The following is a 20,609-nucleotide window of genomic DNA, read 5'->3' on the forward strand; positions in this document are numbered from 1 at the left end:
GCGGAGTTGCTCACCGTCACTTGGGGCCGATTCGCCATTTGGCCTCCATTTTCGACATGGAATCTGCACCAGAGGCGGCTCGAGGTCCGGTGGGAGCGCGTTCTGCGGTCGCCATCCGACTGGCAGTCCAAAAAGCACTCCACCAGGCTCGACGCGAGGCTCGACGCCGACGATTTCCACCATGAGGTCATTCTGGCCGAGCATTGCTACCCGGTGCTGCTCGCCGTCTCGGCCGCGCTGTTCCTGGCCGCCGGCGGCTTCCTGATGTCCGGGGACTGATCGCCTTCGCCACGGGCGGCGCGCGCCGACAGGGGCGTTGCGTGCTGCGCGGCCACGCCCCCCGACGTGGCCTGCGCTGTGTCGGGCCGCTCGTGAGCTGCTCACCGACAGCTTCAGCTTAGAGAGCCTGACCGCACCCCGGCAGCCCCACTTCTGTGCACAAGCATGTGGTGCTGCGACGCCGATTGCCTGGACTACTTCGGCGCCTCGACGATCCGCAGGCCCGGAACATCCTCGGCGACTTGGTAGGCGACGGCCCGCCACCACCTGGCCGTGAGCGGCAACGGTGCGCCCGGCAGATCGAGGGCCGGCATGTCGGCGTCGCGGTCGTAGACCTCGAAGACCGGGTCGGGCCCGGTGTGCTCGAGCAGGTGGGCGGCCAGGTGATCTGCGACCTCGGCGGTGTACGCCTCGATCCGTTCCACGTCCTCGCGCACGACCTTCAGCTCGATCGGCGTCATCCGCCCGTCGGCCGGCGACTGCACCGCGGGCAGCGACTGCGGGCGGGACTGTGCCCAGGCGGCCAGGTCCTCGCTCATGAGCTCTTCACCGTCTGCCCGGTGTCGTCGTCGGGGTGGGCGGCGCCGAAGGCCCAGTTCCACGGGGTGGTCAGGAAGTCGTAGGCGTCCTGCGGGAAGCCGTCGGCGTCGATCAGGTCCCGGGCGGCGAGGGCGATCAGGGCGTGGGCCACGGGCATCTGAAAGCTGGTGGCGGTGGCTTCGGCGGCGCGCTCCAGGGCGTCTCCGGACGGGGGAGCGGAGTCGGGGCGGGTGTGCCGGTGCATCAGGAGGAACAAGTCGGTGGCGATCGCCTGCGACAGGCTCCGCCACGACCCGAGGATCAGGTCCAGGGCGTCCTGGCGCCCGGCGGCGGCCGCGGCGCCGACCGCCAGCTTCACGGCAGCCTGACCGAGCGCGTCGTAGTCCACCTCGACGGGGGTGTTGTCGGTGACGAACTTCCGGTGGAGCTCGGCGGCCTTGCGCAGCGCCTGCGACTGCTCGAGGCCGATGTCCGCAGCCTTCTCGAAGACGGCATGGACCTGCGGGCCCTGGGGACCGGCCGCGGCGGCGAGGATCTCAGGGTTCTGCCAGGTGGGGGTGCTCATCGCGCGGTGCTCCTCGGGGAGTCGGAGGCGGTGAGCGACGTGTTCGCCCGGTGCCTGCTGGTCGCACCGTAGCAGTCGTCCCGACGGCGACAACGAGCCTTCAAGAGCCGGTAAGCGTCTGGCCGCGTTCGCCGCTCGAGCCGAAGGATTGCTCGAGAGATGTCCTCGAAACGCTTCCGGCCCCCTAGGAGGCGCGGACCTTCAGCGCGTCCTCGGCGTTGAAGTCATCAGGGCCCACCGGCCAACGGCAAACCTCGCTGTCCAGGTCGGAACCGAGCCGGCCCAGCGGCAGCGGGTCCATCACGGAGAGCATCTTCGCCTCGGCGGCGAAGCGGGTGGGACCGGGGACGTTCACCGCGACGCGGCCCGTGGCCCGGATCTCCAGCACCAGCAACCTTCCGGTCTCGAAGCAGTACTCCCCATCCACCTCGACACCCGTCACACCTCCGCTACCGCGGCCGACCCGCACGACCTGAGGGCCGCGAGCAGGCGAGCATTTCGTGCTCGAACACCGGGGCGGAGACACCTGCCCTACCGGGCGTGGCCTCAGCCCCTCGACGCGCCCTCCGTGAGACGGTCGAAGGCATCGGAGGCTTGTGTCGGTGAAGCGAAGGAGCAGCAGATGATGACCCGGTGCACGCGCGCGATGCCGGCGGTGACGATCGCTCTCGTCGTCGCTGGTTGCTCGCAGGACTCGGTCGACCTGTACGCCGGCGAGCAGACCGAGGACGACACGCTTCCCGCGGAGATCGATGCCGCGGAGTACGGCTGGGATGCCGACAGCTCTCGGTTGCTGGCCATCCACGAGGGCGCCGAGTTCTACCTCGTGGCCGGGGAGGAAGGCGACTGCCTGCTCACCTACGACCCGACGGCAGCCGGGGACTGGGTCGCTGGTTGCACTCCCGGCGGGCGCGTGGGCACCAGCGGGCAGTTGGGCATCAAGGCGGACTTCGCTCCGGCCGGCCTTCCGGGGGAGGAACCAGAGGGATGGGTGCGGCTCACCCCACAGCTGCAGATCGAGACCGGCTGATCCAGTCGCGTCGCGGCGACAGACTGCGTGCCGCCGGCGGCCGTGAGGGATGTCGGCCGTTGTTCCGGGGATCGGGTCTACCCCCGGCCGGTGTGGTCGGCGATCATGAGGCATGGCCGAGCACGCAGACCCGGAGGAGACACCGCGGTTCGTCACGTTCCAGCCGTCGCGGATCCGGATCGCGATCGCCGTCGTGTTCCTCGTACTGATCGTGGTCGCGGCCGAGCTCGTGCCGGAGGGACCGTATCTGCTGACGACCGGACCTGTCTTCGTAGTCGGCTGCACAGCGCTCTCGTTCGTTGTGCATCGATCGGTCGTCCTCAGTCTGGGGGACCACGCCGTGGAGATCCGGCAGGGCTGGCGCAAGCAGCAGCAGATCCCGTACGAGCAGATCACCGAAGCAGCCGTCGGGCCGCGCACCGAGTGGTGGCGCATCGGCCGGCGCCGAATGGACGACGGGGCCACCGGCTACCTGATGGGCGGGCCCAGCGTTCGCATCAGCACCGGGTTGGAGTCGGTGGTGGTCTCGGCCCAGGAGTCCTACCGGGTGGTCGGGGCGATCCAGCGGAAGCGCGAGCACGTCATCGCCGAGCGAGCATCAGGCACGGAACCGACCGGGCGCTGAGACAACCGCGCCGGCGCCACAGCAAGGGAGAACAACGAGATGAGACCACTTCGATACTCGATCAACGTCACGCTCGACGGCTGCTGCCATCACGAGGCCGGGCTTCCCCCGGACGAGGAGTCGATGCGCTACTGGACCGCTGAGATGGAGCGAGCCGATGCCCTGCTGTTCGGCCGGGTGACCTACGAGATGATGGAGTCGGCGTGGCGGAGGCCGGCCACGGGCACGTGGCCTGACTGGATGGAGGAGTGGGAGATCCCGTTCGCCGAGGCCATCGACCGGGTGAAGAAGTACGTCGTGTCGAGCACGCTGAGCGAGGTCGATTGGAACGCCGAGCTGGTGCGAGGCGACCTGGGCCAAGCGGTTCAGCGGCTCAAGCAGGAGCCGGGCGAGGGTCTGTGGGTGGGTGGCGTGACGCTGCCGACGGCGTTGGCGGACCTGGGGCTGATTGACGAGTACGAGTTCGTGGTGCAGCCGGTCCTTGCCGGACACGAACCGACGCTGCTCGCCGGTCTGCGCGAGCGCGTCCAGCTCGAGCTCGTGGACCGCCATGAGTTCCGGTCGGGGGCGGTCGCCCAGCGATACCGGCCCGCGCGAGTCACGGCCTGACGACCCGGACGAGGACAGCGGCCGGCCGATACCCGGGTACTGGGAGGAGCACCACGACCGGACACCCGAGCACGTGCCGCACCTGCCGGTCACCGGCGTCGTGCGCTCCGTCCAGGCGCTGCACTACGCCTTCGACGAGGGCGCGGACCCCGGCGAGCTGATCATCCGCCCCGACAGCGAAGTGGCCGTGGAGCTCGACGCCGTTCCCGGCGCCGCGACGCAGCTGCCGGGGCGCACGCGGGAGCACGAGGTGCTGGCCTACCGGGTGCAGCTGGAGGTCGCCGACGACGCGGAGCTGCCGGCCTACGTGCCGGACGAGCAGGCCTTGCTCGTTCCGGTCATCGGGTCGTCGACCGGTGCGGCAGGTGCGCTATTCGGGTGCAGTCGTTGGTGCGGCGGACACGCCCCAGAAGGCCTCGTAGCCCTCGGCTTCAGCTGCCACCGTGACCGTCTCCGGCGTCGTGTCGTCGGGGGCGCCGAGCTGCACGGTCGTGGTCACCGGTGAGCCCGCGCAGTCCCCTTCGCCGTAGGACCCGTGTTCCCCGCTCAGACTGATCCGTCCGGAGGATAGACCGGCGTCAGCCCCCCGGTCAGCCGGTGCGCACGCCATCGTGACCGCGTACCACCCGGGCTCCACATCGGTCGTCGAACCGGTGGCGCGACTGCCGTCGGTGCCGGTGCTGCCGGCGATGGAGAATCCTCCCTCGGCGACAGCAGGAAGGGTGTTGGCCGCCCACGTTTCGAGGTCGACCGAGGGAGCCGATGAGGACTCCGTTGACGGGCCGCAGGCTGTGATCATCAGCAGCACAGCGGCGGCAGCCAGGGCTGCGGACGTACGGCTTGTCATGTCCGTCACCCTAGTGCCCCGCCGGGGCAGCAGGCCGTCAGCCGGTGCGCTCGGCGGCGTGCAGGGCGTCCAGGTAGGCCCAGCCGCGGCGGGCGCGGAGGACCGGGACCACTGCGATCAGCATCATCAGGACGGCGGTCACCGCCCACCACGTCTCGGTGCGCAGGATCCAGACGGCGACGACGCCGGCGATCCCAGCCACGATCGTGGTCGCCGACTCCAGCTGAGTGCAAGCCAGCACCCCGGCGGCGACGCGGGTGCCCGGATCGTCCGGGACCAGACCGGAGGAGGCGGTGATCCCGATCGATCGGCGCAGCGCTCCCTTGTCCTGGTGGACGTCGAGGCGGGCACGGGGCGCCTGGACGAGGCGCTGCACGATGAGCGCCAGTCCCAGGAGCAGAGCCGGTCCGAAGGTGACCCAGGGGCTGCGTGCGGTACCGCTGTCGTCCAGTCCCCAGTGGACCAGGGCTGGGAACCCGACCGTGAGCACGGCGGCCGCCGGCACGGCGCGGGCGAGGACCTGGCCGCCGGTCGGCACGGGCACCTCGGCGGTCTGCTGGGCGGACTCGTTCATGGTGCCGAGGCTACCGGCCCCGTCCGGGCGCCGGCGCGCACGGCCACGAGGCCGGCGGCGGAGATCGTGACGCCGGCGGGTCATCGCAGGAGGTTCCGCTGCAGCCACAGGGTGCACCACATCTTCAGGCGCAGCTCGTCCCAGCCGGGGACGTCGACGATCAGGGCGGCGGGTCCGTACCGGTGGACCGATACGACGCCGTCGCGATTGCACAGCTCGGAGATCAGCAGGGGCACGATCTCCGGGCGCTCGGCCGGGATGTCTTCGCGCAGGCCCAGGTCGAAGCAGTCGAGCTCGGCGACGACCGTCACCAGCGGCTCGTCGACGGCAGCGGCCTCCGGTCCTCGCCCGTTCAGAGCGTCGACGGTCCGCTGGACGTGGGTGCGCATCTCGGTGCCGGACATCGGATCGCGGCCGTGGGCCGACTGGTAGACGCTGTAGAGCGGCAGGGCCGGCAGGAAGATCTGGTGGTGGTCCGAGGCGAGCACCGGGTAGTTCAGCAGCGGGTGGTCACTGATGCGGTGCTCACCGACCTGCCAGGACGCAGCGGGGACCGCGGCGGTCAGGAGCTGGCCGAGGTAGGTGGCGAAGCCGTCGACGAGTGCGATCGTGGCGGCCGGTGGGTGCGGGTCCACGAGTCGTCCGTGGCGTGCCCAGGACGGCCAGGAGGGGCGGGTGGCATCGTCTTCCAGTGACCGCGGGTCGACGCCGAGCCGCGCGGCTCGAGCGGTGAGCCATGCCCACAGCGGGGAGACGGAGTAGAGGGACCCGTCGAGCGTCTCGCGCGTGTCCAAGCCGGCGCCGGTCAGTGCTGCGCGAAGCCTCTCCAGGGCCGGTTCGCGTTCGGCGAGGTAGACGTCGAGGGCGTCGGCGGTCTGGCGCGCGTCCATCGATTCGTACGGCTGGTCTCCCATGGGCGTGACCCTACTGCCGGGTTCGCAAGCTGCGGAACCTCTGGTGCGCTTCGCGGCCAGCCGACCCGGCGGATCGTGCTGAAGGCCTCCCGGCTGCCACCCTCCGTGTGCGTGACAGCCCGGGGGTGCGGGGACAACGGCGGGTGGGAGGATAGCTTGAGACCATGGCCGACCCCCGACGAGCCCTCTGCTGCGCTCCCTGCGTCCTCGACTCCGGTCAGGCGTCGACGATGCCCGCCGCCCCGCTGGTGCGCGGCGGTTCTGGGATGCCCGGGTGAGCACCGTGCTGTACGCGGTCTGGGCGCTGTTCGTCGCCGGGGCCGCCGGCTCCGTCGTCCACACGGTCCGGAAGAACAGGCGGCACGAGCGGCTGACCGCCCACTGGCCGAGGGCGGAGGCCACCGTGACCGGCAGCCGGGCCGGCTGGACCAGCGGCGTCGGCAGCACCAGCCGGTCACGCCGCTTCTGGCCCACGTACCGGTTCGCCGACCTGCACGGCACGGCGTTCACCGGGGCGTCGGAGATCTCCTGCGGCGCACGGCCTGTGCCGGGGACGGTCGTGGAGGTGGCCTACAACCCGGAGGACCCGATGGAGTCCTTCCAGGTCTCGAACCAGACGAGGGTCGCGTTGGGCTGCCTCATCCCGTTCTTCGTCGTCTTCGCCGCCGTTCTGTTCTGGTTCATCACCGTCCTCCCGCTGCCATGACCGCAACCTGTCCCTCGTGGAGGGGGCCGCTCTCCGGTCGATGGCGGCCCCGGCCGCCGAACCGATGAGCAGACGCGGGCGTCATGCCCGGGCAGCGGCGACCGGGGGAGAAGTAGTCGCTGCGCTTGCGCGCCCCACCGTTCATCCGATCCATCAGCGAGGACAGGCCATGATGCAGGACCGCCAGCGGCGTGATGACGCCATACGGGCAGAGCACCAGCGGGCGCTGGCGAGAGGTGAGAAGCGGGTGCTCCGCACGACGGCCACCGGCGCGCTGCACAGCTACGCGGGTGACGAGATCGGGTTCACCCCGGGCCGCGGCCATGTGCAGGTCAGCACCTGGTGGGGCATGGGCATCGTGACGACGGTGCTCTGGATCGGCGTCGTCTTCTCCTTGGTGCTGCTCGTCGCCCCCGTGGCGCAGGGCGATCCGCCGATGTGGAGTGCCTTGTTCCTCACCGGGATCGGGGAACTCCTCGGCTGGTACACCTTCAGGATGGCCAGGGACGAGCACCGCGCGTCCAGGGTGCGCAAGCAACGCGGCGTCCCCGCGCCCGGCACCAGCGGGAGCCTGCCCTCGTAGCGGATGACCGCAGGCCGCGGCATCTGCCGGCGCCGTCGAAGCTGTCGGGACCCGAGCGGACCACCTCGAGCACACGAGGCGCGGGCGCTCTAGTGGATCGACAGACGCCGGCCGGCCGGCACGCGCAGGGGCGGGCCGTGGCCCGGTGCCAGGACGTCGAAGTCCGTGTCGGAGAGCAGCCGGACCGCGGTCCGCGATGCGGTCGGCAGATCGTGGTGGAACGGGTCGGCGAGAAGCTGCGGGACACCGTGCTTCTCGGCGACCATGTGGTCGGTGATCACCGCGTCGCCGGAGGCGAGCACCCCGGTGCCACCGATGAGGTAGGAGGTGTGCCCGGAGGTGTGTCCGGTGGTCGCCACCGGGCGCGGGCTCCCGGGGACGTCCAGGGCGGTCGCGTCGGGGGTGAAAGGAGTGAGCGCCTCGGGGTCCACGGTGACGTCCTTGAGGCCGCCGACCCGGATGGCGTGGATGCTCCAGGTGAGCCACTTCCACGAGCGGGCAGCGCGGGGGAGGGACTCCCTGGGCCCGATCTGCTCGCGGGCGGTGCCGGCCATGTTCGGCACCTCGGCGGCCGAGCAGTGCACCGGGACGCCGGCGGCGACGAAGCGGCCCAGGGTGCCGATGTGGTCGGCGTGGGCGTGGGTGATGACCACGGCGTCGGGCAGGCCGGGCACCCCGGCCGCCCGCAGGGAGGCGTCGACGAGCGTGCGGTCACCGGGGTAGCCGCAGTCGATCAGGGTGCAGCTGCTGCCTTCGCGCAGGATCAGCCAGTTGGCGGCGGGGCCGGTCACCAGGGTGGTGCCGGAGCCCAGGTCGTGCAGGTTCTCCGCGGTGGTCCATCGGGTCATGCGGCTCGAAGCTCCTGGGGGAAGGCGGTGGCGGCGCTGTGCAACGAGCCTACCTGGATGGTTGCCCGCGGTCGGTGGGCCACCATGGCCGTGCCCGGACGGCGTACCCGGGCCGCCGGCTGCTCTGCCGGCCGGCACCGACCGGAACTGAGCGCCTGCTCGTGCGAGCACAGGACGATCATGGCGACCCCCAGTGGGCCGACCACGGGCAGCCGCCGCACCATGCGCCGGAAACACTCCGCCGCGACGACCTCGCCGGTCCTGCGTCATCGGGACGCCTCCATCCCCGGGTCGCGGCGGGGACGGGCGTCCCAGGCCATCCGGGCCCCCAGGAACACGGCGCCGATGCCCGTGATGAGCCAGTCCCACTCGCCGAGAATCAGACGGATCCCGATGACCCAGGCGATGAGGACGACGACGTCCAGCGTCAGCAGCCTGGCCCGTCTCGACAAGGTGGACCTCCCGGATCGCCGTCGTGGTCCTCGCATCGTGCCACGCAGCAACCAGGACGGTCTGACCCCTCATTCGGGGGCGGCCGGCGCCGGCGGGATCCCGCGGAGGAGTCCATCGTCCTGGCGTGAGCGGACTCCGTCCGAGCACCCAGGATGAACGCCGTCCCGATGATGGGTCCGGTCACCCAGGCCGAGTCGGTGACCGCGGTGTGCAGCGTCAGCGGGTCCAATTCCTCCCCGGTGGGGGAACGGGCGGTCCAGGCGGCCGAGCACCTGCCCGGAGGTGTGTCTCAGCGCGGCAGGTGGCGCTGCAGCCACAGCGTGCACCACAGCTTCAGCCGCAGCTCGTCCCAGCCGGAGACGTCCACGACCAGCGCGGCGGGCCCGTACCGGTGCACCGACTCGACGCCGTCGCGGTCGCACAGCTCGTCGATGAGCTGCTCCACGACCTGCGGGTGCAGGGCCGGGATGTCCTCGCGCAGCCCCACGTCGAAGCAGTCGACCTCGGCGACCACCGTCACCAGCGGCTCTTCGACGGCGGCGGCCTCCGGGCCCCCGCCGTGGAGGGCGTCCACGGTCCGGCGGATGTGGGCGAGCATCTCGGTCCCGGTCATCGGGGCGCGCCCGTGGGCGGACTGGTAGGCGCTGTAGAGCGGGATGCCGGGGAGGAAGACCTGGTGGTGCTCCGAGCCCAGCACCGGGTAGTTGAGCAGCGGGTGGTCGGCGATCAGGTGCTCGCCGACCTGCCAGGTCGCCTCCGGTGCCGCGTCGCCGACGAGCTGCCCGAGGTAGGAGACGAAGCCGTCCAGCAGCGCGATGGTGGCGGCCGGCGGGTGCGGGTCCACGAGCTTGCCGTGCCGGGCCCAGCTCGGCCACGCGGGGCGGGTGGGGTCCTCGGCGAGCGGACGCGGGTCCACGCCGAGCCCGGAGGCCCGGGCGCTGATCCAGGCCCACAGCGGGGACACGGAGTAGAGGGAGCCGTCGAGCATCTCGTCGGACTCCAGGCCGTGCTCGGCCAGTGCCGCGCGCAGGCGCTCGAGTGCCGGACCGCGCTCGGCGAGGTACGCGTCGAGCGCGTCCGCGGCCTGGCGCGCCGTCATCCACTCGTACAGCAGAGTCCCCATGGGCGTGACTCTACTGCGGGGACGCCGGTGGCGGGACCGGTGGGGCGGCCGGCGCGTGGACTCCAGGACCTCGGCGCGTACGGTGCCCAGCAGGGCGCCGGACGCGCCGCGGCCCCGCTCCGACAGGACGGAGCGGGGCCGCGGCGGGACCGGTGCCGGGTCAGCGGTAGTCGATCCGGATGGATCCTCCCGGGCGCCAGGTGATGGAACCGCCCTGGTAGTACTGCACCACGGAGCGGTCGGCGCGGGTGATCTCACCCGTCCGGGGGAAGCCCAGGCGGCTCTTCGTGCCGCCGAGCGCCACGTAGGCGTTGCCGATCGAGCCCTTGGTCTCCTGGGCGTAGGTCCTGGGGCTCCAGTAGATCCGGCCCTTCTGGAACACCTGGTAGACGCCGCCCGTGCCGGTGGACGCCTCGTCGGTGGTGGGGTAGCCCAGGGCACCGGCCGTGCCGCCGGAGCGGTTGTGCTGGGCGCCGATCGAGCCCTTGAGGGCGTGCGCCCCGCCGGCGGCGCTCCAGACGATCCGGCCCTTCTGGAAGGACTGGGAGGTGCCACCCCGTCCGTCGGCGACGGCCCCGGACGTGGGGTAGCCCAGCGACCCGCGCTCGCTGCCGGCCCGTGAGTAGGCCGCGCTGGTGGCGCCGGTGATCGGGTGGGCGCCGTGGGCGGAGCTCCAGAGGATGCGGCCCTTCTGGAAGGTCTGGTAGAACCCCCCGATGCCGTTGCTCCGCCGGTCCGCGGTGGGGTAGCCCAGGGCGCCCTTCTCGTTGCCCGCCGCGGCGAAGACCGTCTCGATGTCCCCGGTCAAAGCGTGGGCCCCGGTGCGGGAGGACCAGAGGATCCGGCCGTTCTGGAACAGCTGGTAGGCCCCGCCGATGCCGTTGGACTTCTCGTCCGAACGGGGGAAGCGCAGGACGCCGGCGGCGGTGCCGTTGCGCTTGTAGGCGGTCTCGACGCCGCCCCGCACCCAGTAGGCGCCGGTGGCCGAGGACCAGTAGATGGTGCCCTTGGCGAAGCTCTGGCGGACCCCGCCGGCGACGGCCTGCTCGTGGGAGGTCGGGGCCCCGGTCTGGCTCTTGATCCGCTGGTACAGGGCCCCGATCGCGCCCTTGGTGGTGTAGGTCGGGGTGGGCGCGGCCGGTGCGGCGGTGTCGGCGGCCTTCGTGATCCACAGCGCGTCGTGGGAGTTCAGCGTCTTGCCCCCGGGGAGGCTGTCCCAGGCGTCCCCGGAGTCGAGGATCAGCTGCTTGTACTGGTCGGAGCTCAACGTCGGGTTCTTCTGCTTGAGCAGGGCCAGGGTCCCGGCCACGTGCGGGGTGGCCATCGACGTGCCGTAGTCGAAGCGGCTGTTGGGCGCGACCGGTCCCCGGGTGCCCGTGTTGCCCGCGGACAGGATGTGGTGGCCCGGGGCGTAGATGTCCACGGCGCCGCCGTGGTTGGAGTAGCTGGCCCGCACCCGGTCCGAGCCGATGGCCCCGACCGTGATGACGTTGTAGCAGTTGCCCGGGGCGTACTCGATCGCCGGGCGGCCGCTGTTGCCCGCGGCCACGGCCACCGGGATGTTCCGGAACCAGGCGGTGTTGATGGCGTTCTGCAGCGTGGCCGGGCACCCCCCGCCCATGGACAGGGACATGTTGATCACGTCGGCGCGCTTGCGCGGGGCGGGGGCCCCGGCCACGGCGTCGCCGGCCAGCCAGCGCACGGCGTCGGCCATGTCGGAGACGTAGCCGAAGCCGCACGCGCCCAGGGCCCGGGCGTTGAGCAGGGTGGCGTCGGGGGCGATGCCCACGGTGCCGTAGCTGTCCCGCTTGGCTGCGACGGTGCCGGCCACGTGCGTGCCGTGCCAGATGGAGTTGGTGGCCGCGGAGCCGGCGTAGCACTGGCCGGCCGTGGAGTAGGTGCCCGGGTCCCGCGGGTCCGAGTCCCGGCCGTTGCCGTCGTTGCCGAGGGCGGCCGTGGAGACGAAGTCGTAGCCGCCGATGGTCTGGGAGTCCAGGTCGGGGTGGTTGGCGAAGCCGGTGTCGACGACCCCGACGGTCACGCCCTTGCCGGTGGCGGTGTCCCACGCCTCGAAGGCGCGCAGGTTGGTGAGGGCCCACAGGGACGGGACGTCCGGGTCCGCGGCGGTCGCGGCGACGGAGCCCATGTCCTCCGGTTCCCCCTCGTCCGAGCCCGGGATCCGGGCGGTCGAGACGAGCCGGTCGGGCTCGGCGTAGGCCACGGCCGGGTCCTTGGTGAGCTCCTCGGCCAGCTTCTCGGCCTGGTCGGTCGAGACCTCGCCGGCCAGCTCGACGACGGCCGCACCGTCGCCGGTGGTCCGGACCTCGGTGGTGTCCTCGGCCTCCGGGACGTGGGCCTCGGCGGCGGCGTCCTCGACGACCTGCTCCGACTCGGCGTCGGTCACGGGGGTGCGGTACTTGACGATCATCCGGTCGGTGATCTCGGGCGGGGCCTCGGCGCTGACCTGCTGGGCGGACAGGGTCGTGGCGTTCTCGGCGGGGGCGGCGGTCGCGGGCGTGAGAGGAGCCAGCACGAGGGCCAGGGAGAGGGCGGACAGGGTGGGGGCGAGCATGGATCGTTGCATGGGCGAACTCCTGGGGGCTGGGGGGATCCCGGAAAAGGTTCTCACATGCAAATCAATGCGGACAGATCTAAAACAAGATCACGGCTTCATCACGAAGTGTGACGCCAGCCCCGTCGGCCCACGGTCCCGTCGGGGCGGTTCAGGCCGTCCCCACCAGCACGGCGAGCCACTCGAGATGGCGCAGCAGCGAGGGGACGCCCGCGGTCAGCAGGGCCACGGCGGTCGCGGACGTCGCGCGGCCCAGGTGCCTCCGCGCGGAGGCGCGGGCGCCGCGGGACCGGCGGCGGGCGGCCGGGGCCAGGTCGAGCGCGACCTGGACGAGGCTCCACAGGGCAGTGGCGCCCGCCCCGGCGACGACGAGGCAGCCGTAGAGGAGGACGGCTCCGGGCAGCGGGACCACGGGGCATGCCGCCGCTCAGCCCGCGAGGACGGCGGCGGTCAGACCCACGGCGAGCACCGCGGCCACCGCCCAGGTGAGCCTGTAGGCCCGGCGGTAGTGCTCCTCGCTGCGGAGCTCGAGCCAGGCGGCGGTCGCCGGGGCGGCGTCCGGAGAGGTCCGCGCGCGATCCAGCCGGCCGATCGCCCCGAGGTAGCGGCTCCAGTGCAGGACGGCCAGGGCCCCGACGGCGAGCAGCACCGGGATCGCGGCCAGCGGCACCCAGTGGGCGGGGGACTCGGGCATGAGGGGCCTCCGGATCGGGACAGCGGTCGTTCTCCCCAGCATGTGTGCACCAGCAAAGACCTGTCTGTCCGCTCTCCTGGGGGCCGGGGCCCGCGCCGGCCGGGCCGCCCGCACGCCCTCGGCTTAAGCACAGCAGTTCTCATGCTTTCGTCAGGCAGGCCTTGCTACGCTGGTCGCACATCTCGCACATCAGTGCCACGGAAGGACCCCTCAATGGCCGGCGGTAACCCGCTTCTCCGCGATCTCTCGAAGCCGGGCGCAGGCAGCGCCCAGTCCCACGGGAACCAGTACGGACAGACCTCCTACGGAACCCCCTACCAGCAGCAGCCCGGCTACGGACGGACCGGCTACCAGCAGGGCGCCCCGTACTCGGCCGAGCGCCTGGACTCGATGTACAACGCCCCGGCCGCCGGGACGAACCAGACCGGCCGGATGACCTACGACGACGTCATCATGCGCACCGCCACGGTGCTCGGTGCCGTGGTCGTCGGCGCGCTCGCCGGCTGGATCATGCCGATCCTCACCATCCCCGGCGCCCTCGTCGGTCTCGTCCTCGGCCTGGTCAACGCCTTCAAGCGCGAGCCCTCGCCCGCGCTGATCCTCGCCTACGGCCTGTTCCAGGGCATGTTCCTGGGCGGCATCTCGGGGATGTTCGAGGCCATGTACCCGGGCATCGTGGTGCAGGCCGTCATCGGCACCATCGCCGTGTTCGTCTCGGTGCTCGTGCTCTTCCGCTCCGGCAAGGTCCGGGCCTCCCCGCGCGCCACCAAGATCTTCATGGTCGCGCTCATGGCCTACGCCGTCTTCGCGCTGGTCAACCTGGGCGCGGTGCTGCTATTCGGCTTCAACATCCGCACGGACAGCCCGCTCGGCCCCTGGCTGGGCCTGCTCATCGGCGCCGTGGCCATCCTGCTCGCGGCCTACAGCTTCGTGCTGGACTTCGACAACATCAAGCGCGGTGTCGAGGTCGGCGTCCCCGAGAAGATGGCCTGGTCCGCGGCCTTCGGCCTGACGGTCACGCTGATCTGGACCTACGTCGAGATCCTGCGCATCCTGGCGATCATCCGGGAGATGACCTCGAACTAGGTCCCCGCCCCGCCTGCACCACCCACGACGGCCCGGCACCCGCGCACCGCGGGTCCCCCGGGCCGTCGTCGTGCCGTGACCCGCGGGCGGACGCGGGGGAGGGGCTCAGTGGTACGAGATCCGAGGCCCGGGCGTGGGACGGGTGGCCGTGTGCTCGGCGGCCACGGCGCGGGGCGGGCGGCCCACGAACAGCCAGCCGAGCAGCTTCTCCTCCTCCGTCAGCCCGTAGAACGCGCGGACCGCGTCCTCGCCCTCGCCGTCCCGGTGGGCCCACACGGTGCCCCAGCCGGCGGCCCAGAACGCGGCCTCGAGCAGGGGGCGGGCCCCGTGCGCCGCGTTCAGCTGCTCCTTCCGCGGGATGCCCAGGGTGTCGTCGGGGCTGAAGACGAGCGCGCACCCCAGGCCGCCCGTGCTCGCCCACTTCAGGGCGCCCCGGAAGGCCGCGAGCCGGCGCAGCTGCTTGCCCTTGAGCCGGGGGAAGGGCGCCGACATGTTGGGCACCCGGGTCAGCCCCGCCAGCGCGGCCGCGAGCTCCGGCGCGGAGCGGCGGGTGGTCACGGCCACCCGCCAGCTCAGGCCCGGATCGGCCGCCGCGGTCCCCGCGGCGGCGCGGAGCACGGCCTCCAGCTCCTCCCGCGGCGGAGCGTCCGGGGTCAGGCCGGGAGCCGGCCGGCGCTGGGCGAGAACGCGGAGGAAAGTGCGTGACATCCCGCCAGTCTTCCACCGCGCGCGCCCCGCGTGCCGGACCGGCCCGCGGAATCGTCGTCCGGCCCCGGCCGGGGGGGCGCCCGGCGGTCGGACCGCCGTGCCAAGATGGCTCCATGCCTTCGACATCGCACGACGCCGAGCGGCCGCTGCGGCCGGGACCCGGCACCGAGCTCCCCCCGCTGCACGGCAACGCCGCGGGTGGCGTCGCGGTCCCGGTGCGGGTGGCCGCGGCGTGGTCGTGGCGGCTCATCATAATCCTCGCGGCCGTGGGGCTGCTCGGGTACATGCTGTCGACGATCACGGTGGTCATCATCCCCGTGCTCATCGCCGGCCTGCTCGCCGGGCTCCTGTTCCCGCTGGTGAAGTGGCTGCGCGGACAGCACGTGCCGGCGGGCCTGGCCTCGGGCACGGCGGTGCTCGTGCTCATCGGCCTCGTGACGGGTCTGCTCGTGCTCGCCGGCCGGCAGATCGTGCTGGGCTTCGCGCAGCTGTCCGAGAACGTGGTGGTCGGCACCCAGCAGCTGCTGGGCTGGCTCGAGGACGGGCCGCTGAACCTCAGCGCCGACAGCGTGAACGACTGGATCGACGACCTCGGCACCACGATCCAGGACAACAGCGAGGCCATCCTCTCGGGCGCCATGTCCTTCGGCTCGACGGCGGGCAACGTGCTGACCGGCATCATCATCATGCTCTTCACCCTGCTGTTCTTCCTCATGGACGGCGAGCGGATCTGGCTCTTCCTCGTCCGGCTGTTCCCGGTCAGCGCGCGGCGGGCCGTCAACGGCGCCGGCCGCCGGGGTTGGACCTCGCTCGTGCAGTACGCCCGCATCCAGGGCTTCGTGGCGTTCGTGGACGCCGTGGGCATCGGGCTCGGCGCGGCGCTGCTCGGCGTCCCCCTCGCCCTGCCCATCGGCATCCTCGTGTTCCTGGGCTCCTTCATCCCGATCGTGGGCGCCGTGCTCACCGGCGCGGTCGCCGTGCTCGTCGCCCTCGTGGCCAACGGCTTCGGCACCGCCCTGGCCATGCTCGCCGTGGTGCTGCTGGTGCAGCAGATCGAGTCCAACGTCCTGCAGCCGCTCGTGATGGGCCGGGCCGTGTCCCTGCACCCCCTCGCGGTCTTCCTCGCCGTCGCGTCCGGCACCATCCTCTTCGGCATCGCGGGCGCCCTGTTCGCGGTGCCCGTGATGGCCTTCCTCAACACGGTGGTGCGCTACCTCGTGGGCGGGACGTGGAAGGCGGACGACGAGATCCCGTGGGAGCCGTACTACTTCCCGTGGGAGATCAAGAAGCACGCGCGCAAGAACGATCTCACCCGCGACCAGGTCATGGCCCAGCTCCAGCGCTTCCGCCGGACCCGCGCGAAGGAACGGCTGCAGGCCGCGCTCAAGCGCGGCCGACGGGACGACCGCGCCCTGGCCGCCGCCGGCACGGGTCAGGGCCGCGGCCGCAGCGACGAGCAGGGGGGCGGCCAGGGGGAGGGTTCCGGTGCTCCCGCCTCGCCGGAGCGCAGACCGGACAGCGACTAGGATGAGGACCGCGCCCGCCGCCGGCGGGCGCTCACCGTGGCACGACCCAGCGGGTCCCGCACGGCCCCGCACCGACGCACCGACCGGGAAAGAAGACGCACTGTGAGCCTGGCCGAACTGCCCGTCCGTCTCGCCGACATCCAGGACGCCGCCACGCTCCTCGAGGGCGTGATCGACCGGACCCCGGTGACCCACTCCCGGGCGCTCTCGCGGCTCATCGGCTCCGAGGTCAACCTCAAGGCCGAGAACCTGCAGCGCGCGGGCTCCTTCAAGGTCCGCGGCGCCTACGTGCGGATGGCCAAGCTCACCGACGAGGAGAAGGCCCGCGGTGTCGTGGCGGCCTCCGCCGGCAACCACGCGCAGGGGGTCGCCCTCGCCGCCGCCAAGCTGGGCATCACCGCCCGCATCTACATGCCGCTGGGCGCGGCCCTGCCCAAGATCGCCGCGACCCAGGACCACGGCGCCGAGGTGATCCTGCACGGCACCAGCGTGGACGAGGCCCTCGCCGAGGCCCAGCGCCACGCCACCGCGACCGGGGCGGTGTTCGTCCACCCCTTCGACCACCCGGACATCGTGGCCGGGCAGGGCACGCTCGGCCTCGAGGTGCTCGAGCAGGTGCCCGACGTCGACACCGTCATCACCGGGGTGGGCGGCGGGGGGCTGCTCGCCGGCATGGCCGTGGCGGTCAAGGCCCGCGCCGAGCAGCTCGGCCGGCCGATCCGGCTCATCGGCGTGCAGGCGGAGAACGCCGCCGCCTACCCGCCGTCCCTCGCGGGGGACGCGCTCGTGACCCTCGACCGGGTCTCGACCATCGCCGACGGCATCGCCGTGGGCAAGCCCGGGCAGCTGCCGTTCAGCATCATCAAGGAGCTCACCGACGACGTCGTGACGGTCTCCGAGGACTCCCTCGCCCAGGCGCTGATCTTCCTGCTCGAGCGCAACAAGCTCGTGGTGGAGCCGGCCGGCGCCGTCGGCGTCGCGGCCCTCCTGGACGGCCGCCTGCAGGCCGCGTACCCGGACCTCGGCAACACCGTGGTGGTGCTCTCGGGCGGCAACGTCGACCCCATGCTCATGCTCAAGGTCATCCAGCGGGGGCTCTCCGCCGCCGGCCGGTACATGACCATCAAGATGATGCTCACCGACCGCCCGGGCGAGCTCGCCCGCATCTCCGAGCTCATCGCCGTCCAGGACGCCAACGTCACCGGCGTGGACCACACCCGGATCGGCGGCTCGCTCAGCCTGGGGGACGTGTCCATCACCATCGACATGGAGACCAAGGGGCACGAGCACTGCCGCCAGATCCTCCGGGCGCTCGAGGCGGAGGGCTACCACCCCGTCGTCGTGCACTGACCGCCGCCGGGCACCGGTCCCGGCCCCCGACGACGACGGCGCCGGTCCCCGCGGGGACCGGCGCCGGTGTCGTCCGGGGGCGGCGTCAGGTGCGGCGCCGGCCGGTGAGGTAGGTGACGAACGCGCTGACGAACGTCGCGAAGACGAAGACGTTGCGCAGGCTGCCGGGGGCGCTCGCGGCGGGGTCGCCCTGACCCGCGAAGTGCAGCACCACGGCCACGACCCCGAGCACCGCCGTCAGGACCATCAGCGCCTTGGTGCCGGGGCCGGGGCTGCGCAACCAGTGGGTCGTCACGGGAGACTCAGACCTTGAACGGCTTGGCGTCCAGGATCTTGACCGGGATCTCCTTGCCGTTGGGGGCGGTGTAGGACAGCTCGTCACCGACCCGGTGGCCGGAGATCGCGGAGCCCATCGGGGACTTCTCGGAGAAGACCTCCAGCTCGCTGCCGGCGGCCAGGTCCTCGGCCACCTCGCGGGAGCCGATGAGGAAGGTCATCGCCTCGCCGGCGATCTCCGCGGTGACGACCATGCCGGCCTCCACGACCCCGTCGTCGGCAGGGGCCTCGCCGACCTGGGCGTTCTCGAGCAGGTTCTTGAGGTGGACGATGCGCCCCTCGTTCTTGCTCTGCTCCTCGCGGGCGGCGTGGTAGCCGCCGTTCTCCTTGAGGTCGCCCTCCGAGCGCGCCTGGTCGATGCGCTCCACGATCTCGTGCCGGTACGGGCCGGAGATGTGGTCGAGCTCCTTCTTCAGGCGGTCGTAGGCCTCCTGGGTCAGCCAGGCGCCGGTCTTGTTCGTGGTGGTCACAATCTCTCCTCGGTGAACGGGCGGTCGGGCCGCGGCTGTCCTCCCGGGGTCCGGGCGGGTCCGCGGCGGACCGGGACGACGGCGTGGGGGCCGCCGGCGGTGCGGGGGTCCGCTACGCAAAGACCCCGCCCCGGTGCGGGTCGTCCGTTTCGGACGGTGTCCGGCTGCCGGGGACGGGGAGTCCTGCTGCCCAGTCTAGGCGGGGCGGGCGGACAAGCCCAAAGGCTCGACGGCGGCGGCGACACACGGGCGGGACGACCGCCGGGGGCTCAGTCCTCGAGCCAGCAGGAGTCCACGACCGCGGTGGTCGCCAGGTTGGTGGTGCGCACGGCCGCGCGGTGGGAGCTCGTCCCGCCGTCGCCCAGGCGGTCCTCGGGCACGGCCCCGATGGTCACCTCGGACCAGCCCACCACGGCGTACTCCTGGTTGAGGGCCTGCACCGCGCACGTGACGACGTCCTCGGGACGCTTGGTGAGCTCGAAGTCCGCCGTGGCCCGCGCCTCCGAGACCACCTCGAAGCCGATGTCCTTGAACGTGGGGGCGCTCTGCCGCGCCGTGACCACCCAGACGACGAAGACGGCGGTGACCAGGGTGGCCGCCAGGGCGAGACCGATCCAGCCGCGCGTCCCGATCCGGCGCTCGCGGCGGGGGGCTCCGTAGCGGTCGCGGAGCAGGTCTGGGGAGTCGGTGGACACGGCGGCCTCGGGTCTCGGGGGCAAGGGGGCGGCGCCGGGCCCGGCGACCGCCCGACCACTGTAGCCGAGGCCCCTGGGAGCACCCCGGGCGCAGGACCGCCCGGCGAACGCGTAAAATGGGCCGCGGCCCGTGCCCGCACCGGCCGCTTCCCCGACTCCCCGACCGTTCCCGAGAGGACCCCCCGAGTGACCTCCCTGTCAGAGATGCGCCTGCTGGCCGTCCACGCCCACCCCGACGACGAGTCGAGCAAGGGCGCCGCGACCATGGCCCACTACGTCCGGCAGGGGGTCGAGGTCATGGTGGCCACGTGCACCGGTGGGGAGCGGGGCTCGATCCTCAACGCCGAGATGGAGGGCCACCCGCACGCCGAGCGGGACCTGACCGGTCTGCGGCGGCACGAGATGGCGCAGGCGGCCGCCGCGCTGGACGTCGACCACCGCTGGCTCGGCTTCATGGACTCGGGGCTGCCCGAGGGGGACCCCCTGCCTCCGCTGCCGTGGGGCTGCTTCGCCCTGCAGCCGCTCGAGCGCGCCGCCGCGCCCCTGGTCCGGCTCGTGCGCCGGTTCCGCCCGCACGTGATCCTGACCTACGACGAGAACGGCGGCTACCCGCACCCGGACCACATCCAGACGCACAACGTCTCCGTCGAGGCGTTCCGCGCCGCCGGCGACCCCGAGCGGTACCCCGGCCTCGGCGAGCCGTGGACCCCGCAGAAGCTCTACTACGACCGGGCCTTCAACCTGGAGCGCTTCGTGGCCCTGCACGAGGCCCTCGAGGAGCGCGGCCTGCAGTCCCCGTACGCGGCCCGGATCGCGATGCTGCAGGAGAGCGACCCGGAGGGCCACCGCCCGCCGGCCCCCCGGCACGAGACCACCACCAAGGTGCGCTGCCCGGACACGTTCGCGCTGCGGGACGAGGCGCTGCGCAGCCACCGGACCCAGGTGGCGCCGGACGGGATGTTCTTCGCCGTCTCCGCCGAGCTGCAGTCCCAGGTGTGGCCGTGGGAGGACTACGTCCTGGCGGAGTCCCGGGTGCCGACCGACCTGCCGGAGCACGACCTGTTCGCCGGGATCGTGGGCTGAGCGCCGGGATGACCACCGTGCTGAACGTGCTCGCCCTGCTGCCGGCGATGGCGCCCAACCCGATCGACGAGGGCACGCTGCGCCCCGGCCTGGACCCGAGCCAGGTGACCCCCGGGATGCTGGGGTTCCTCATGACGCTGCTGCTGGCCGTGGCCGTCATCTTCCTCGTGCGCGACTTCAACCGCCGCAACCGGCGGCTGCGCTACCGCGCGGAGTACGCCGAGCGCCGCGCCGCGGAGGAGCGGGCCGGCGGCCCCGCCGGGACCGACAGCGCCGGGACGGGCGGCGCCGACGCCAGGACCGGCGCCGACGGCGACCGGGCCGGGGGAGGGCCGGCGGCGCGGGCCGAGGAGCCGGAGGGGCCCGACCCGCGCGGCTGAGGCAAGAGCCCGG

General features: G+C 72.4%; 27 protein-coding genes. 12 read left to right on the forward strand and 15 right to left on the reverse strand.

Annotated features, from left to right (window positions below; genetic code table 11):
• Window positions 1-6 precede the first annotated feature (6 nt).
• Window positions 7-279: a hypothetical protein gene (locus E7Z53_RS14380; protein WP_176338023.1), complete on the forward strand. Its 273-nt coding sequence runs from the start codon at window positions 7-9 to the stop codon at window positions 277-279.
• A 194-nt stretch (window positions 280-473) separates the two neighbouring features.
• Here E7Z53_RS14380 and E7Z53_RS14385 read toward each other — a convergent pair whose 3' ends face one another.
• The 3 genes from E7Z53_RS14385 to E7Z53_RS14395 form a co-directional block, all read right to left on the reverse strand.
• Window positions 474-818 carry a hypothetical protein gene (locus E7Z53_RS14385; RefSeq protein WP_017832202.1) on the reverse strand — a complete coding sequence of 115 codons (345 nt, stop codon included), beginning with the start codon at window positions 816-818 and terminating at the stop codon, window positions 474-476.
• Window positions 815-1,384 carry a hypothetical protein gene (locus E7Z53_RS14390; protein ID WP_176338024.1) on the reverse strand — a complete coding sequence of 190 codons (570 nt, stop codon included), beginning with the start codon at window positions 1,382-1,384 and terminating at the stop codon, window positions 815-817. Before E7Z53_RS14390 ends, E7Z53_RS14385 begins: the two co-directional genes overlap by 4 nt.
• Before the next feature lie 184 nt (window positions 1,385-1,568).
• Window positions 1,569-1,826: a hypothetical protein gene (locus E7Z53_RS14395; RefSeq protein WP_109149401.1), complete on the reverse strand. Its 258-nt coding sequence runs from the start codon at window positions 1,824-1,826 to the stop codon at window positions 1,569-1,571.
• A 180-nt stretch (window positions 1,827-2,006) separates the two neighbouring features.
• Here E7Z53_RS14395 and E7Z53_RS14400 point away from each other — a divergent pair, with 180 nt between their 5' ends.
• The 4 genes from E7Z53_RS14400 (at window position 2,007) to E7Z53_RS14415 (ending at window position 4,153) form a co-directional block, all read left to right on the forward strand.
• Complete coding sequence (locus E7Z53_RS14400) at window positions 2,007-2,414, forward strand: hypothetical protein (RefSeq protein ID WP_109149400.1); 408 nt, start codon at window positions 2,007-2,009, stop codon at window positions 2,412-2,414.
• 112 nt (window positions 2,415-2,526) lie between these two features.
• Window positions 2,527-3,039, forward strand: a complete 513-nt coding sequence (locus E7Z53_RS14405) for a hypothetical protein (protein ID WP_176338025.1) — start codon at window positions 2,527-2,529, stop codon at window positions 3,037-3,039.
• Window positions 3,040-3,078: 39 nt separating this feature from the next.
• The gene (locus E7Z53_RS14410) at window positions 3,079-3,648 is read left to right on the forward strand and encodes a dihydrofolate reductase family protein (protein ID WP_176338026.1); all 570 of its coding nucleotides are present in this window, start codon (window positions 3,079-3,081) and stop codon (window positions 3,646-3,648) included.
• A 73-nt stretch (window positions 3,649-3,721) separates the two neighbouring features.
• Entirely contained in the window at window positions 3,722-4,153 is a 432-nt protein-coding gene (locus E7Z53_RS14415) for a hypothetical protein (protein ID WP_176338027.1), read from the forward strand.
• Window positions 4,154-4,532: 379 nt separating this feature from the next.
• Here E7Z53_RS14415 and E7Z53_RS14420 read toward each other — a convergent pair whose 3' ends face one another.
• A complete protein-coding gene (locus E7Z53_RS14420; protein ID WP_035927081.1) occupies window positions 4,533-5,069 on the reverse strand; it encodes a hypothetical protein in 537 nt (178 codons plus the stop codon).
• Between the two features lie 80 nt (window positions 5,070-5,149).
• On the reverse strand, window positions 5,150-5,983 hold the full coding sequence (locus E7Z53_RS14425; RefSeq protein WP_255219586.1) for a hypothetical protein: 834 nt from the start codon (window positions 5,981-5,983) through the stop codon (window positions 5,150-5,152).
• A 274-nt stretch (window positions 5,984-6,257) separates the two neighbouring features.
• Here E7Z53_RS14425 and E7Z53_RS14430 point away from each other — a divergent pair, with 274 nt between their 5' ends.
• Both E7Z53_RS14430 and E7Z53_RS14435 read left to right on the forward strand, forming a co-directional pair.
• Window positions 6,258-6,689: a DUF3592 domain-containing protein gene (locus E7Z53_RS14430; protein ID WP_017832211.1), complete on the forward strand. Its 432-nt coding sequence runs from the start codon at window positions 6,258-6,260 to the stop codon at window positions 6,687-6,689.
• A gap of 169 nt (window positions 6,690-6,858) precedes the next feature.
• Window positions 6,859-7,272, forward strand: a complete 414-nt coding sequence (locus E7Z53_RS14435; protein ID WP_176338028.1) for a hypothetical protein — start codon at window positions 6,859-6,861, stop codon at window positions 7,270-7,272.
• Window positions 7,273-7,361: 89 nt separating this feature from the next.
• Here E7Z53_RS14435 and E7Z53_RS14440 read toward each other — a convergent pair whose 3' ends face one another.
• The 6 genes from E7Z53_RS14440 to E7Z53_RS14465 form a co-directional block, all read right to left on the reverse strand.
• Complete coding sequence (locus tag E7Z53_RS14440) at window positions 7,362-8,120, reverse strand: MBL fold metallo-hydrolase (RefSeq protein ID WP_172604339.1); 759 nt, start codon at window positions 8,118-8,120, stop codon at window positions 7,362-7,364.
• Window positions 8,121-8,386: 266 nt separating this feature from the next.
• Window positions 8,387-8,572: a hypothetical protein gene (locus E7Z53_RS14445; protein WP_017832214.1), complete on the reverse strand. Its 186-nt coding sequence runs from the start codon at window positions 8,570-8,572 to the stop codon at window positions 8,387-8,389.
• A 290-nt stretch (window positions 8,573-8,862) separates the two neighbouring features.
• Window positions 8,863-9,696 carry a hypothetical protein gene (locus E7Z53_RS14450; protein ID WP_035927102.1) on the reverse strand — a complete coding sequence of 278 codons (834 nt, stop codon included), beginning with the start codon at window positions 9,694-9,696 and terminating at the stop codon, window positions 8,863-8,865.
• Between the two features lie 160 nt (window positions 9,697-9,856).
• Window positions 9,857-12,280 carry a S8 family serine peptidase gene (locus E7Z53_RS14455; RefSeq protein ID WP_176338029.1) on the reverse strand — a complete coding sequence of 808 codons (2,424 nt, stop codon included), beginning with the start codon at window positions 12,278-12,280 and terminating at the stop codon, window positions 9,857-9,859.
• Between the two features lie 139 nt (window positions 12,281-12,419).
• Window positions 12,420-12,680: a hypothetical protein gene (locus E7Z53_RS14460; protein ID WP_035927104.1), complete on the reverse strand. Its 261-nt coding sequence runs from the start codon at window positions 12,678-12,680 to the stop codon at window positions 12,420-12,422.
• A 15-nt stretch (window positions 12,681-12,695) separates the two neighbouring features.
• The gene (locus E7Z53_RS14465) at window positions 12,696-12,962 is read right to left on the reverse strand and encodes a hypothetical protein (RefSeq protein WP_109222767.1); all 267 of its coding nucleotides are present in this window, start codon (window positions 12,960-12,962) and stop codon (window positions 12,696-12,698) included.
• 213 nt (window positions 12,963-13,175) lie between these two features.
• Here E7Z53_RS14465 and E7Z53_RS14470 point away from each other — a divergent pair, with 213 nt between their 5' ends.
• A complete protein-coding gene (locus tag E7Z53_RS14470) occupies window positions 13,176-14,048 on the forward strand; it encodes a Bax inhibitor-1/YccA family protein (RefSeq protein WP_017832220.1) in 873 nt (290 codons plus the stop codon).
• A gap of 105 nt (window positions 14,049-14,153) precedes the next feature.
• Here E7Z53_RS14470 and E7Z53_RS14475 read toward each other — a convergent pair whose 3' ends face one another.
• On the reverse strand, window positions 14,154-14,756 hold the full coding sequence (locus E7Z53_RS14475) for a nitroreductase family protein (protein ID WP_052132943.1): 603 nt from the start codon (window positions 14,754-14,756) through the stop codon (window positions 14,154-14,156).
• Between the two features lie 113 nt (window positions 14,757-14,869).
• Between E7Z53_RS14475 and E7Z53_RS14480 the strand changes: the two genes are divergently transcribed.
• Complete coding sequence (locus E7Z53_RS14480) at window positions 14,870-16,282, forward strand: AI-2E family transporter (protein ID WP_176338030.1); 1,413 nt, start codon at window positions 14,870-14,872, stop codon at window positions 16,280-16,282.
• A 102-nt stretch (window positions 16,283-16,384) separates the two neighbouring features.
• Complete coding sequence (gene ilvA / locus E7Z53_RS14485; RefSeq protein WP_017832418.1) at window positions 16,385-17,632, forward strand: threonine ammonia-lyase; 1,248 nt, start codon at window positions 16,385-16,387, stop codon at window positions 17,630-17,632.
• 85 nt (window positions 17,633-17,717) lie between these two features.
• Here the strand turns inward: ilvA and E7Z53_RS14490 are convergent, their stop codons facing one another.
• From E7Z53_RS14490 to E7Z53_RS14500, 3 genes are all read right to left on the reverse strand, one after another.
• Window positions 17,718-17,927, reverse strand: a complete 210-nt coding sequence (locus E7Z53_RS14490) for a hypothetical protein (protein WP_017832417.1) — start codon at window positions 17,925-17,927, stop codon at window positions 17,718-17,720.
• Between the two features lie 7 nt (window positions 17,928-17,934).
• Window positions 17,935-18,438, reverse strand: coding sequence for a transcription elongation factor GreA (gene greA, locus E7Z53_RS14495; RefSeq protein ID WP_017832416.1), 504 nt, complete (start codon window positions 18,436-18,438; stop codon window positions 17,935-17,937).
• Between the two features lie 269 nt (window positions 18,439-18,707).
• Window positions 18,708-19,133, reverse strand: a complete 426-nt coding sequence (locus E7Z53_RS14500; RefSeq protein WP_017832415.1) for a DUF4307 domain-containing protein — start codon at window positions 19,131-19,133, stop codon at window positions 18,708-18,710.
• Between the two features lie 204 nt (window positions 19,134-19,337).
• Between E7Z53_RS14500 and mca the strand changes: the two genes are divergently transcribed.
• On the forward strand, window positions 19,338-20,216 hold the full coding sequence (mca, locus tag E7Z53_RS14505; protein WP_031282471.1) for a mycothiol conjugate amidase Mca: 879 nt from the start codon (window positions 19,338-19,340) through the stop codon (window positions 20,214-20,216).
• A gap of 8 nt (window positions 20,217-20,224) precedes the next feature.
• Window positions 20,225-20,596 (forward strand): hypothetical protein, encoded by a 372-nt coding sequence (locus tag E7Z53_RS14510; protein WP_176338031.1) that lies wholly within the window; start codon window positions 20,225-20,227, stop codon window positions 20,594-20,596.
• The last annotated feature ends 13 nt before the right edge of the window (window positions 20,597-20,609 follow it).

The organism is Kocuria salina, from assembly GCF_013368965.1.
Taxonomy (GTDB): Bacteria; Actinomycetota; Actinomycetes; order Actinomycetales; family Micrococcaceae; genus Kocuria; species Kocuria rosea.